General features: G+C 62.1%; 12 protein-coding genes. 9 read left to right on the forward strand and 3 right to left on the reverse strand.

Translation table 11 applies throughout. The features are described 5' to 3' along the window. Window positions 1-2: 2 nt before the first annotated feature. The 3 genes from AB7951_RS04805 to AB7951_RS04815 are packed head-to-tail and all read left to right on the forward strand — an operon-like array spanning window position 3 to window position 4,437. Window positions 3-2,522, forward strand: a complete 2,520-nt coding sequence (locus tag AB7951_RS04805; RefSeq protein ID WP_120293223.1) for a branched-chain amino acid ABC transporter ATP-binding protein/permease — start codon at window positions 3-5, stop codon at window positions 2,520-2,522. Window positions 2,523-2,530: 8 nt separating this feature from the next. Further along, window positions 2,531-3,478 (forward strand): 3-hydroxyacyl-CoA dehydrogenase, encoded by a 948-nt coding sequence (locus AB7951_RS04810; RefSeq protein WP_175366268.1) that lies wholly within the window; start codon window positions 2,531-2,533, stop codon window positions 3,476-3,478. 35 nt (window positions 3,479-3,513) lie between these two features. After that, window positions 3,514-4,437: a 3-keto-5-aminohexanoate cleavage protein gene (locus AB7951_RS04815; RefSeq protein WP_068734883.1), complete on the forward strand. Its 924-nt coding sequence runs from the start codon at window positions 3,514-3,516 to the stop codon at window positions 4,435-4,437. A 393-nt stretch (window positions 4,438-4,830) separates the two neighbouring features. Here the strand turns inward: AB7951_RS04815 and AB7951_RS04820 are convergent, their stop codons facing one another. Both AB7951_RS04820 and AB7951_RS04825 read right to left on the reverse strand, forming a co-directional pair. Further along, window positions 4,831-5,004: a hypothetical protein gene (locus tag AB7951_RS04820; RefSeq protein ID WP_158596890.1), complete on the reverse strand. Its 174-nt coding sequence runs from the start codon at window positions 5,002-5,004 to the stop codon at window positions 4,831-4,833. A gap of 289 nt (window positions 5,005-5,293) precedes the next feature. Beyond that, window positions 5,294-6,322 (reverse strand): LacI family DNA-binding transcriptional regulator, encoded by a 1,029-nt coding sequence (locus AB7951_RS04825; protein WP_441256110.1) that lies wholly within the window; start codon window positions 6,320-6,322, stop codon window positions 5,294-5,296. 108 nt (window positions 6,323-6,430) lie between these two features. On the opposite strand from AB7951_RS04825, the gene AB7951_RS04830 reads away from it, so the two are divergent. The 6 genes from AB7951_RS04830 to AB7951_RS04855 are packed head-to-tail and all read left to right on the forward strand — an operon-like array spanning window position 6,431 to window position 11,377. After that, the gene (locus AB7951_RS04830) at window positions 6,431-7,321 is read left to right on the forward strand and encodes a dioxygenase family protein (protein ID WP_089265523.1); all 891 of its coding nucleotides are present in this window, start codon (window positions 6,431-6,433) and stop codon (window positions 7,319-7,321) included. A gap of 7 nt (window positions 7,322-7,328) precedes the next feature. Beyond that, window positions 7,329-8,075, forward strand: coding sequence for an SDR family oxidoreductase (locus AB7951_RS04835; RefSeq protein WP_120293233.1), 747 nt, complete (start codon window positions 7,329-7,331; stop codon window positions 8,073-8,075). Window positions 8,076-8,094: 19 nt separating this feature from the next. Continuing rightward, window positions 8,095-8,979: a 3-keto-5-aminohexanoate cleavage protein gene (locus AB7951_RS04840; RefSeq protein ID WP_120293310.1), complete on the forward strand. Its 885-nt coding sequence runs from the start codon at window positions 8,095-8,097 to the stop codon at window positions 8,977-8,979. A 20-nt stretch (window positions 8,980-8,999) separates the two neighbouring features. Beyond that, window positions 9,000-10,019, forward strand: coding sequence for a quinone oxidoreductase family protein (locus AB7951_RS04845; protein ID WP_120293235.1), 1,020 nt, complete (start codon window positions 9,000-9,002; stop codon window positions 10,017-10,019). A 4-nt stretch (window positions 10,020-10,023) separates the two neighbouring features. After that, entirely contained in the window at window positions 10,024-10,374 is a 351-nt protein-coding gene (locus tag AB7951_RS04850; protein WP_089265520.1) for a cupin domain-containing protein, read from the forward strand. A 34-nt stretch (window positions 10,375-10,408) separates the two neighbouring features. Beyond that, on the forward strand, window positions 10,409-11,377 hold the full coding sequence (locus AB7951_RS04855) for a Bug family tripartite tricarboxylate transporter substrate binding protein (protein WP_158596892.1): 969 nt from the start codon (window positions 10,409-10,411) through the stop codon (window positions 11,375-11,377). 45 nt (window positions 11,378-11,422) lie between these two features. On the opposite strand, the gene AB7951_RS04860 is transcribed toward AB7951_RS04855, so the two are convergent. Beyond that, a complete protein-coding gene (locus AB7951_RS04860) occupies window positions 11,423-12,397 on the reverse strand; it encodes a sugar ABC transporter substrate-binding protein (RefSeq protein WP_093756899.1) in 975 nt (324 codons plus the stop codon). Window positions 12,398-12,447 lie beyond the last annotated feature (50 nt).

Genomic DNA, 12,447 nt, shown 5'->3' on the forward strand with positions numbered 1-12,447 from the left:
CAATGTTGAATCGTCTTCCCGTTCCATTGCTGATCGCGGGCGTCGGCTTGCTCATCCTGCCTCCGATCTTGCTGGCGCTCGGATTGACCGTGACGTCGGCGACGGAGATCGTCGTCTTCGCACTGGCCTGCATGGCCCTGAATATCCTGGTGGGGCACACCGGTCTCGTCTCGTTCGGTCATGGCGCCTGGTTCGGCCTTGCGGCCTATGCTGCAGCGCTGATCCAGCGCAACTGGATGCCGAATTCATTCGTCGGGCCGACGCTGCTTGCGCTTGTCATGGTGGCTATCACGGCGGCTGCCTTCGGCTACCTGATCCTGCGCCGCCGCGGCGTGTATTTCTCGCTGCTGACGCTGGCGCTCGCGGCCATGCTCTACAGCGTCTCGTTCCGCTGGACCGACGTCACCGGTGGCGAGAACGGCCTTGGCGGCATCACCCGGCCGGCACTGCTTGGCTTCGACCTCGATGCGGGTGCGACCTATTATTGGTTCGTGGCGCTGATCGCGTTTCTCGTGCTGATCCTGCTGTGGCGCTTCCACAATTCCACGGTCGGTTCGGTGCTGGTGGCGATCCGCGAAAACGAACAGCGCGCGCGCTTCCTCGGCTATCCCACCAATCGCTACAAGCTCGCCGCCTTCGTGCTGTCGGCTACCATCACCGGGCTGGCCGGCATTCTGCTGCTCTACAAGAACCGTATGACGTCGGCGGATCCCATTTCGGTGGCGTTCTCTGGCGAGCTTCTGGCCATGGTCGTGATCGGCGGCATGCGCAGTTTCCTCGGGCCGGCGCTCGGTGCGCTGTTTTTCATTCTGTTTCGTGAGTTTCTCGGCATCTATTCCGAGAACTGGTTGTTCTGGTTCGGTCTCGTTTTCGTTGGCTTCATCATCTTCTCGCCTACCGGCCTAATCGGTATGGGCGAGCGGCTGATCGCGCCATTCCGCAAGAAAGTGGAAGAAGACGCGGCAATGTCGGCGCGGCGCATCGAAGTGCTACCACTGCCGGAGTTTTTGCGACCGAAGTCGTCAGTCGACGGAGCGGTACTCGCTGCCAGCCATATCGTGAAAAGTTTCGGTGGCATCAAGGCCGTGCAGGGCGTCGATATCGCCATCGCCGATCGCACTCTGCATGCGCTGATCGGCCCGAACGGTGCCGGCAAGACCACGGCGTTCAATTTGCTGTCGGGTATGTACAAGCCGGATCAGGGAAGCGTGTCGCTGATGGGCATGCCTATCGCCGGCCATACACCGGAAGATATTGCAAGCGCCGGCATTGGGCGTTCGTTCCAGATCACCAACCTGTTTCCCGCGCTCAGTGTTGGCGAAAATATCCGCCTCGCGGTGCAAGCACGGCATCCGCGGCGCTTCGATCCCGTGACCAACGCGCTATCGATTAGCGCAATCAACGCGGAGACCGAGGCGGTGATCCGCTATCTGGGCCTCGCGGGAATCGAGAAGGCAGAGGCAGGCATGTTGTCTTACGGTGGCCAACGCCTGCTCGACATGGGCGTCGCGCTGGCCACGGCGCCGCGGGTGCTGCTGCTTGACGAACCGCTTGCAGGCCTCGCTGCTGCCGAACGTGAACGTATCGGTGCGATCATCAAGCGCATCTCGACCGATTTGCCGGTTCTGCTGGTCGAGCATGACATCGATCGGGTGTTCCAGTTGGCTGACCACGTCACCGTCATGAATGAGGGGCGCGTATTGCTGGACGGCTCCGTCGAAGAGGCGCGGTCCAGCCCGAAGGTGCAGGAAGTCTATATCGGGTCGGGCACGACGGCTGTGGCTGCGCGCCCCCGCGAGACCGCGGCGGGGGCGAAGCCGCTGCTGACGGTGAAGAATGTCGATACGTTCTATGGCAAGAGCCATATTCTCAACGACGTCAATTTTACCCTGCACGAGAACGAGATCATCGCACTGCTCGGGCGCAATGGCGCGGGTAAGTCGACCTTGCTCAAGTCGTTGATCGGGATCGCGCCGGCATCGAATGGCTCTATTCAACTGGCAGGCAGCGAGTTGATCGGCCTGTCGTCTGCGGAAGCCGCGCGGCTCGGCATCGGCTACGTACCGCAGGGACGCGCCTTGTTCGCAGGCATGACCGTCGAGCAAAATCTCGAACTTGGTGGTCTCAAGCGGCAGACTGGCAATGGTGTGCATTGGACTCGCGAGCGCATCTACGACTATTTCCCCCGCATTCGTGAGCGTCTCGACAGTCCCGCCGATTATCTGTCAGGCGGCGAGCAGCAGATGGTGGCCGTGGCGCGCGCGTTGTCGGGCGACGTCCGCGTCTTGTTGCTGGATGAGCCATTCGAAGGATTGGCGCCCGCGGTCGTGGAGCAGTTGTTTGAAACCTTTGACCGGCTTCGCAAGGAAATTGCCATCATCATCGTCGACCATAATCTCGATCTGGCTTTGGCTTTGTCCGATTCGACGGTGGCGCTGGAACGGGGCAAGGTCATTCATCAGGGGCCGTCGAAGGCCCTGCGTGACGATCTCGATCTGCGCCGCAAGGTGCTGTGGCTGTGAGAACATCAATGACACTGAACAATCGACATGTAGCGATCGTCGGCGTTGGCTTGATCGGACGCGCCTGGGCCGCGATTTTCGCGCGCGCTGGATGGACCGTGCGGCTGACAGATCCGCATCGCCCGACGCTGGATGCTGCGCCCGGGCTTATTCGCGATGAACTGCATGCGCTCGCCCGCCACGGACTTGCCAATGACCCCGACGGCGCCGCCGCGCGCATCTCGATAGCGGAAAGTCTGGCCGATGCGGTGAAGAACGTTTCCTTCGTACAGGAGAATGGCCCGGAGAACGTCGATCAGAAGATCGCCATCTTTTCCGAGCTGGATCGTCTTGCGCCTCCAGATGCACTGCTCGCATCATCCACCTCGGCCATCGTCGCCTCTCGCTTCACGGAAGCGCTTCCGGGGCGGGCGCGCTGCCTCGTCGGTCATCCCGTCAACCCGCCGCATCTGGTGCCGCTGGTCGAACTATGCGGCGCATCCTGGACCTCGCAGGAGACTATCGACCGCGCGCGTGAGATCTATCGCGAGATTGGGCAGGTCCCCGTGACCGTCAACCGCGAGATCAACGGTTTTATCCTCAATCGGCTGCAGGGCGCCTTGCTGGCGGAAGCGTTCCGTCTGGTCGGCGAAGGCTATGTCTCCGCGGAGGATCTCGATCACACTGTGAAGGACGGTCTCGGTCTGCGCTGGTCGTTTCTGGGCCCGCTGGAGACCATCGAGCTCAATGCGCCCGGCGGCATCCCGGATTACTGCGCGCGCTACACCGGTTTCTACAAGGAGCTGGCCGCTGCATCGGCAGGGCCCGAGGTTTATCAAAGCCCGAATGTCGACCGGGTGATAGCGGCCTGGCCGCATCAGCCGTCGCCCGATCGGATTGCCGCACTGACACAACAACGCAACGAACGCCTCGCAGCGCTGGCGGCTCACAAGGCCACGCAGCGTCCCAAATCCTGACTACACCATCTCTTAACAGTAAGACGGAGACTGACATGAGCCGCAAAGTCATCATCACCTGCGCCGTGACGGGCGCGATTCATACGCCCTCGATGTCCAAAGCATTGCCGGTAACGCCGCAGGAAATCGCCGACGCTGCCGTCGATGCGGCGGAAGCCGGCGCCGCCATTGTGCATCTGCATGCGCGCAACCCGAAGACCGGGCAACCCGATCAAAGTCCCGAAGCCTTTGCGCCATTCCTGAAGATCATCAAGCAGCGCACCAATGCGGTGATCAACCTGACTACCGGTGGTGCGCCCACCATGACGGTGGATGAACGCGTACGGCCCGCCGCGGTCTACAAGCCGGAAGTGGCGTCGCTCAACATGGGCTCAATGAATTTCGGGTTCTTCGGCATGCTGAACCGCTTCAAGAAGTTCGAACATGATTGGGAATTGAAGCACCTGCAGAACAAGGACATTGTGTTCCGCAATACATTCCAGGACATTGAGTATGTGCTGAAGACGCTGGCGGAGACGGGCACGCGCTTCGAGTTCGAATGCTACGACACGGCGCACCTCTATAATCTCGCCTACTTCCTCGAACAGGGGCTGGTGAAGCCGCCGCTGTTCATCCAGACGGTGTTCGGTTTGCAGGGCGGTACAGGTGCACATCCCGAAGATGTGCTGCACATGAAGCGCACGGCGGATCGGTTGTTCGGCGACAAGTATGTCTGGTCGGTGCTCGGCGCCGGTCGCAATCAGCTGCCGATCGCGGCGATGGCCGCGGCCATGGGTGGCAATATCCGCGTCGGTCTGGAAGACTCGCTGTGGGCGGCGCCAGGTCGCATGGCCTCCTCGAATGCCGAGCAGGTCACGCTCGCGCGCAAGATCGTCGAAGGCTTGGGTCTTGAGATCGCGACCCCGGATGAAGCGCGCGAGATGCTTGATCTGAAGGGTGGAGACAAGCTGGAGGTCTAAGCTATCCCTGGAGGAGGCGGACAGTGCAAGAGATGTCCGCCTGCTCTGCTTTGGGGGAACCCTGCTGGCGAATGCCCGCTTCTGACACAAAGTCGACGTGATGGGTTACCGCTTTTGGCGCAAAGCGGACATTTGGCGCGCTGGACGTTGCGGGGATCGCATACTTTATCGTTCATGAATTTGGCATTTCTCAACCAAATCTCTCCGTATGATTCTGTTCACCATCCGCTTTAGGGAAGCGAAGAGGCGCATAAGAGATGCTGTGCCATGTTCGAAGATCAACTTCGACAAGGAGGCGTCAATGGCCCTTATCATTATGCCGTTTTTGGTGACCGCAGCGGCTGTCGGTATGTTTGTCCTGGCGACCGAGCGCACCGATGACAAACAATGCAGTTAGGCGCGGGGCTGGTCAGATTTAGAAACTTCCGGCTGATCGGAGAGCAGCTGAACAGCTTGCGAGATCAACAAGGCTACATCGCTTAGATCCAGGCGTTGGGCCCGGCCTCGCATGATGTGCAGATCGTTTTTCAACAGAATAAGTTGAGCGCGGCGAGAAACATCATGCATCTTGGGTTCCCTAGCGTGGGAACCGCCCAGCTTCATTATATGGAATGTGGAATAGCGCCGAATTACTGCACATGAATGTTCAATGCATCCCATATGACGTCAGATCTGTCATGCAACTTGCTCCGGTCTGATCACTCGCTTGTTATCGTTTGGGCGTGTCGCTTCTGGATTTGGCCGAATTGATAAGGAACGTCGGGGGCGTGTGCCGGTATGCGAGTCCGCCCTTGTTCAAAGCGAAGGGGCGCAAACCAGAATCACGCTGGCTCAATTAATCAGATCCAACGCTGGCTTATCGCGAGATCCTTGGTGGCTGTGTCGAGCGGCGCACGACGAGCAGGGGCGCTGTGACGACATAAGGCGCATCGCCGCGGACGCCTTCGATCAGGTCGAGCAGGAGTTGGCCGGTCTGTTCACCCATCTCGCGGTGGCTGATGCGGATCGTGGACAGCGGCGGATCCACCAGATCCACCAGCGGCATGTCGTTGTGACCGATCACTGACAGATCTTCCGGACATCGCCGGCCCGTTTCGCGCAACGCTTCATAGATGCCGAGCGCGAGGAGATCGTTGGCTGCGACGATGGCGGTGGCCTCAGGCTGTCGTGCGAGCAGTCTGAGTGCGGCAGCGCGTCCTGCCTCGCGCGTGAATACTTCAGCCTCTTCGATATCATTGTCGGCCGGCGCGAAACCGGCTTCGTGCATTGCCTCCAAGAAACCGCGGCGGCGAAGCGATCCGGTCGATAGCATTTGCGGGCCGGCGAGGTGGAGGATGTGGCGATGTCCAAGTTCGAGAAGATGCGCAACCGCGAGCCGCATGCCGGCCACATCGTCCGAGACCACCGAAGGCACACGCGCCTCAGTCTCCGCGCGATTGACAAGCACGACAGGGACTTTCCAACTCAGACAACGCTCGATCGAATTATCCTTGAGCGCGACATTCGCCAGCACGAGGCCGTCCACGCGGCGCGCCACGAGCCGTTGAACGATGTCGTCGGTGCCCGTCCGTTGCGGTTGCGGGTCGGCGACAATCAGCGCGTAGCCGCGCGCCGATAGCACGTCTTCGAGGCCGCCGATGATCGGCGAGAAGACGGGGTTCGCGATGTCCGGGACGATGATGCCGACCATGTTCGAACGGCCACTGCGCAGACTCGCGGCCACCGTGTCCGGGCGGTAACCCAGCCGCTCCGCTGCTTCCAGAATCCGGCGCACGACCGGCTCGCCGATCCGTCCGCGGCGGGCAGGGTCGAGCGCGCGCGACACGGTGGAGGGGTGCACTCCCACCTCGCGCGCCACGTCTTTGATTGTCGTCATCCCTGCCACGATCTCCAAACTAGCTGGTGCGGTTGACTTGCGCAATCGATTGCACTAAATGTGCAATCGATTGCGCAGAGTGGGCAGCCAAAAAAACCGCAAGGTGAGGGAGTGTCGATGATCATCACGCGTCAGGAGGATGTGACCGACGTTGTGCTTGCCGCGATGAGCGGTGCGCCGAACGAGCGGTTGCGCACGGTCATGGCCGCTTTCGTTCGTCATCTGCACGAATTTGCCCGCGAGGTTCGGCTGACCGAGGCGGAATTCGAGTTTGCTATCGATTTCCTGAACCGCATCGGCCAGGCGACAAACGACACCCATAACGAGGGCGTGTTGTTCAGCGATGCAGTCGGGCTCTCGACATTGGTCTGCCTGTTGAACAACGGCCAGGATGGCGCGAGCGAGACCGCCGCAGCGTTGCTCGGGCCGTTCTGGCGGGCGAACGCTCCGCGCGTGGAGAATGGTGCCTCGATCTTGCGTTCGCCGACGCCCGGTGCACCACTGTTCGTCGATTGCCGCATCACCGACGCACTGGGAGCGCCGCTCTCGGGTGTCAGCGTTGATGTCTGGCAGGCCTCGCCATCGGGAATGTACGAAAACCAGGACGCGGGTCAGGCTGACATGAATTTGCGCGGCGTGTTTGAGACCGATGCGAATGGCCGCTTCGCGTTCCGCTCGGTCAAGCCTGCTGGCTATCCGGTGCCGACCCATGGTCCGACCGGGGAGATGCTGGCCGCGCAGCGCCGGCATCCGTTCCGGCCGGCGCATCTGCATGTGCTTGCCTTCAAGCCAGGCTTCAAGACGCTGATCACGCAGATCTTTGTCGATGACGACGAGCATCTGGAGAGCGACGTCGTATTCGGCGTGACGCGTGCGCTGATTGGCGATTTCCGCAAGGGCGAAGGCGCGTCGCCAGCGCCGGATGTCGCTGGCGAATGGTTCAGCCTCAACTACACATTCGTCATGGAGCCCGGCGAAGCTGTGCTCCCGCATCCTCCCATCAAGTGAGCTCTCGATGTCGGATATTCTCGCGAACAAGGTAGCCGTGGTGATCGGCGGTTCGGGCGGCATCGGCGCCGCGGCCGCGCAAGCTTTGGCAGCCGAAGGTGCCCGTGTCGTCGTGACCTGGCGCTCTGGCGAAGCAGCCGCCAACGCGTTGCTAGCCGGCCTTCGGGGCGAAGGCCATCTCGCCAGACGCGCGGTAATTGAAGATAGCGCAACGCTGACGGCGCTTGCCGGCGAGGTGGAGCGAGCGTTCGGTCGCTGCGATATTCTCGTCAATACCGCCGGCTACACCAAGCCCATTCCGATCGGCGATCTCGACGCGCTGACCGACGAGTTCATCGACGACATGTTCAAGGTGAACTGGCGCGGCCAGTTCGCGGCCATCCGCGCTTTCGCACCGCTGCTCAAGGCGAGCGGCGACGGGCTCATCGTCAACGTCTCCTCGATTGCGGGGCTGAACGGCGTCGGCTCCAATCTGGCTTACGCGGCGATCAAGGCCGGCATCGACACCATGACCAAGTCGCTCGCGCGGGCGCTGGCGCCGGCCGTGCGCGTGATGGCGGTGTCGCCGGGCGTGGTGGCCACTGACTTTGTGCCGGGCCGTGATGCGGCCGCGCTTGAAAAGGTCGCGGGGACCATTCCGCTCAAGCGTGTTGCGACGGCCGAGGATGTCGGCCGCGCAATCGCGGCCTGCGCCACCCACCTGACCTATTCCACCGGCTCGCTGATCGTCGTTGACGGCGGCCGAGCGTTATAAGGAGAGATTGATGCGCCCGATGCTCGACAAGATCGTCATCACTTGCGCCGTCACCGGCAATCTGACGCGGCCGGACCAGACCCCGCATCTGCCAATCACGCCGGAAGAAATCGCCGACGCCTGTCTCGGTGCAGCTGAGGCCGGCGCGGCAGTCGCGCATATCCATGTGCGCGAGCCCGGCACCGGCGCGCCGTCAATGAAGCTCGAATATTATCAGGACGTCGTGGCGCGCATTCGCGCGCGCAATCGCAACCTGATCCTGAATATCACCACCGGTCCCGGCGGTCGCTTCGTGCCTTCGCAGGACGATCCCAAGGTCGCCGCCGCCGGTACTACGCTGATGAACCCGGAAGAACGCGTTGCCCATATCACGGCGCTGAAGCCTGACATCTGCACGCTCGATCTCAACACCATGAATTCCGGCGGGCAGGTGGTGATCAACACGCCCGGCAATGTGCGCCGCATGGCCAAGGTCATCCGTGAGGCCGGCGTGAAACCCGAGATCGAACTGTTCGATTCCGGCGATATCGCGCTGCTGCACGATCTCCTCGCCGACGGTACGCTCAGCAGCCCGGCGCTCACCTCCTTCGTGATGGGGGTGAAATACGGCTTCCAGCCGTCGCCGGAAACGGTGCTGTATGCGCGCGGTCTGCTGCCGCGGGATGCGCATTTCACGGCCATCGGCATCGGCCGTTCCACATTTCCCATGGTGGCGCAATCGGTGCTCGCCGGCGGTCATGCCCGCACCGGTCTGGAAGATGCGGTGATGCTCGGCCGCGGCGTACTGGCGCCGTCGAACGCCGTGATGGTGGACAAGGCACGCCGCATCATCGAAGAACTCGGCGCGCAGATCGCGACGCCTGCTGAAGCACGCGCACTGTTCGATTTGCCGGGCGCCGCATAACACAGCATTCGAGGACTGAAATGACTGCAGCCGCCAAGACTTCCTCCAGCGTCACCGCAACATGCCTGCGGGTCGCCGCCAAGGCTGATCGCATCGAGAATGTGGCGCTCGGCATCGAGCAACGCACACTCGCCTGCGCCAGGTCAGGCGATGCGCTGGTCGAGATAAGGGCCGCCGCGATCAATCCGTCGGACGCCAAGGCGACGCTCGGTCTGATGCCGCATGCGGTCTTCCCCCGCACGCCCGGCCGTGACTTCGCCGGAGTCGTGATCGATGGGCCGACCGACCTGATCGGCAAGGAAGTATTCGGCTCGTCCGGCCAACTCGGGATCGGCCGCGACGGCACCCATGCCACGCATCTGGTGGTGGAAGCGTCTGCGCTGGTCGAGAAGCCGATCAATATCAGCCTCGCGGAGGCGGCCGGCATCGGCGTGCCCTTTGTCACCGCGCAAGAAGGCTTTCGCCGCAGCGGCATGCCGAAGCCCGGCGAGACGGTGTTGATCCTCGGTCTGAACGGCAAGGTCGGTCAGGCGGCGACGCAGATCGCGTCATGGCAGGGCGCTCGCGTGATCGGCGTCGTCCGCAAGGACGAGCTATATGCTGGCCATGCCCATGGCGAGGTGACCGTCGTCGATTCCAGCCGCAATGACGTCGCAGCGACCGTGCGCGAAATTACCGGCGGCAAGGGCGCGGACATCGTCTACAACACAGTCGGCGAACCGTATTACGACGCCGGCACGAAATCGCTCGCGCATCTCGGCCGCCAGATCTTTATTGCCTCCACCAAGGCCACCGTGCCGTTCGATATCTTCGCCTTCTATCGCGGCAAGCACACCTTCTTCGGTGTCGACTCGCTGTCGCTGTCATCGCCGGAAGCCGGCGAGATCCTGCGTGAATTGGTGCCGGGTTTCGCCAGCGGCGCATTGAAGCCGTTTCCGATTAAGCCGGACGCGATCTACCCGTTGGAGCGCGCTGCAGAGGCCTATCTCGCCGTGCTCGGCTCCTCGCGCGATCGTCTTGTTTTTCAGCCTAACGGGTGAAGCCATGCATGTTGTCCGCCTGAACGATGCCCCGCGCTACGAAGCCCCTGGCCACAATGACATGCGGATGTTCCGCCTGCAGGGCCGCGACGCCGGGCCGGGCGATGTGATGTGGCTCGGCATGAGCCAGATTCTGCCGGGCGGCGGCATTACGCCCTCGGCCTCGCCGGAGGAGAAGTTCTATGTCGTCCTCGAAGGCGAAGTAACCTTCGAGACGCCGGATGGCATCGCCACCCTCGGCATCTGGGATTCCTGCCGCATCGCGCCCAACGAGACGCGCGCGCTGCGCAACGAGACGAAACGACCGGCGGTGGTGTTGCTTGCAATGCCGCTGCCCAACACCGCCAGAGGCTGAAAGCCCGGCACTTGGTTCTTTAAGGGAGAAAATGATGGATCGCCGACACTTTATGATCGGCTCTGGCCTTGCCGCGACTGCGGCGCTGATGGGCAGCGGAGCCATTGCACAGACTTATCCGAACCAGCTCGTGCGTATTATCGTGCCGTTTTCGGGTGGCAGCCTCACCGACATCCTTGCCCGTTCGGTGGCCGAGAAGCTTGCTGCGAAGTGGAAGCAGCAGGTCATCGTCGAGAACAGGCCCGGCATCGCCGGTGTCAGCAGTGTCGCCAAAGGCCCGACCGATGGCTCGCAGATCATGCTGACCTCAAACGGCCACAGCGTGATCGGCGTGGTCAACAAGAACCTCAACTTCGATCCGATCAAGGATTTCGCTGCGATCAGCCGCGTCGGATCGACGCCGTCCATCCTGATCGTGCCGCCGGATGCGCCGTTCAAGACGCTGGCCGAACTGATCGCTGCGGCAAAGGCCAAACCGGATTCGCTGAGCTACAGCTCTGCCGGCGTCGGTAGTTCCACCGGTATCGCCGCCGAACTGTTCAGGCATCTCACGCAGACCAAGATGGTGCTGATTCCGCATCGCGGACTGCCGGAATCCCAGATCAGCATTATGCGCGGCGACACCTCGGTTGCCTTCACTTTCTTCGGCGTCGGTGGCGACCTGATCCAGTCGGGAAAGTTGCGCGCACTGGCAGTCACCGGCAAGAGCCGCATGGCGCAACTGCCTGATGTACCAACCTTCGCCGAGGCAGGGCTCCCCGAATTCACCTACGATAGCTGGTTCGGCATGCTCGCCGCCGCGGCGGTGCCGAAGCCCATCGTCAGCCAGATCGCGCGCGATCTCGCCGAGGCGCTCAGCGATCCGGCCCTGATCAAGCAGTTCGCCGCGCAGGGCGCCGACATCGCCAGCTCGACGCCGGAAGCGTTCGAGGCCGAATTGCGCAGCGATGCGGAGCGTTATGGCAAGCTCATCGCGATGTCGACGGACGGGGCGGCCAAGTAGGAAGGCAGGCCTGCAGCACGCGACGCGTCTGCAGGCCCGTTAGCGCTACTTCGCGATATACGCGTCCGGCGTCGGGCAAGTCCGGTCCTTGTAGGGGATGAGCCAGGGCGCATAATTGGCCTTGGTGATGATCGCACCGGGGATCGTGATCTGCTTCGGCGCACTCTGGCCGCGAATGGCATTCAGGCCGACAGCGGTGGCGACGCAGCCGATCTTGAAGCCGTCGAACTCCGCGATTGCCAGCAGGCTGCCGGCCTTCACGGCTTCGACAGCCTCCGGCACGCCATTGATCGAGACTACCGCGACGTTCTTGCGGCCGGCTGCATTGAGCGCCTCGATCGCGCCGAGCGCGGACGCGTCGGCAGCGGCGATCACGCCGTCGATGGTGCTGAACTGCTGGATCAGGTTCTCCATCGTCTGCATGCCGAGCAGGCGCTGGAAGTTGGCGGGCTGCGAGGCCAGTACTTTGATATTCGGATAGTCCTTGGCCGCAGCGTCGAAGCCGCGCTTGCGCTCGTCGCCCGTGGTCGAGCCCTTGACGCCTTCGAGGATCACCACATTGCCCTTGCCGCCGAGGTGGTCGAACAGCGTCTTGGCAATGTCATAGCCGAGCTTGTAATCGTCCTGGCCGACAAAGGAGAGATAGGGGGCGTCGCCGCCGCGGTCATTGTAGTTGATGATCGGCAGGCCGGATTCGATCAGGCGCTTGATCGTCGGCAATTGCGCCTTGGCGTCGATTGGCATGAACAGCATCAGATTGGGCTTGGTCACGCCGACGTCTTCGAGCTGCGACATGCCTTCGGTGATATTGTTCGGCTTGGTCGGCGTGTAATATTTGACAGTCGCGCGCATTTTCTCCGCCATCTGCGCGACGCCGGCGCGCACACCCTCGAAATGAGGGTCCACCTGGTTCTTCGTGAAGGCTGCAATCACTTCGCCATCGGCGCGCACCGCCGAATTGAACAGGGTGCCGCAAATGACGGCGGCAAGAACGCATCGGATAGATCGGGTGGTTCGCATGATGGCCCCTCTGGTTGTGAATGACGAGACGTGTGGTGAACTGGTGATGC

It is taken from the genome of Tardiphaga sp. 285_C5_N1_2 (genome assembly GCF_052076065.1).
GTDB classification, from domain to species: Bacteria; Pseudomonadota; Alphaproteobacteria; order Rhizobiales; family Xanthobacteraceae; genus Tardiphaga; species Tardiphaga robiniae.

What these genes read in the sequence shown, in the direction of transcription:
- AB7951_RS04840 (WP_120293310.1), top strand. Translation starts at nt 8,095, where the DNA reads ATGCTCGACAAGATCGTCATCACTTGCGCCGTCACCGGCAATCTGACG.
- AB7951_RS04850 (WP_089265520.1), top strand. Translation starts at nt 10,024, where the DNA reads ATGCATGTTGTCCGCCTGAACGATGCCCCGCGCTACGAAGCCCCTGGC.
- AB7951_RS04820 (WP_158596890.1), bottom strand. Translation starts at nt 5,004, where the DNA reads ATGCATGATGTTTCTCGCCGCGCTCAACTTATTCTGTTGAAAAACGAT.
- AB7951_RS04845 (WP_120293235.1), top strand. Translation starts at nt 9,000, where the DNA reads ATGACTGCAGCCGCCAAGACTTCCTCCAGCGTCACCGCAACATGCCTG.
- AB7951_RS04810 (WP_175366268.1), top strand. Translation starts at nt 2,531, where the DNA reads ATGACACTGAACAATCGACATGTAGCGATCGTCGGCGTTGGCTTGATC.
- AB7951_RS04855 (WP_158596892.1), top strand. Translation starts at nt 10,409, where the DNA reads ATGGATCGCCGACACTTTATGATCGGCTCTGGCCTTGCCGCGACTGCG.
- AB7951_RS04830 (WP_089265523.1), top strand. Translation starts at nt 6,431, where the DNA reads ATGATCATCACGCGTCAGGAGGATGTGACCGACGTTGTGCTTGCCGCG.
- AB7951_RS04835 (WP_120293233.1), top strand. Translation starts at nt 7,329, where the DNA reads ATGTCGGATATTCTCGCGAACAAGGTAGCCGTGGTGATCGGCGGTTCG.
- AB7951_RS04805 (WP_120293223.1), top strand. Translation starts at nt 3, where the DNA reads ATGTTGAATCGTCTTCCCGTTCCATTGCTGATCGCGGGCGTCGGCTTG.
- AB7951_RS04815 (WP_068734883.1), top strand. Translation starts at nt 3,514, where the DNA reads ATGAGCCGCAAAGTCATCATCACCTGCGCCGTGACGGGCGCGATTCAT.
- AB7951_RS04860 (WP_093756899.1), bottom strand. Translation starts at nt 12,397, where the DNA reads ATGCGAACCACCCGATCTATCCGATGCGTTCTTGCCGCCGTCATTTGC.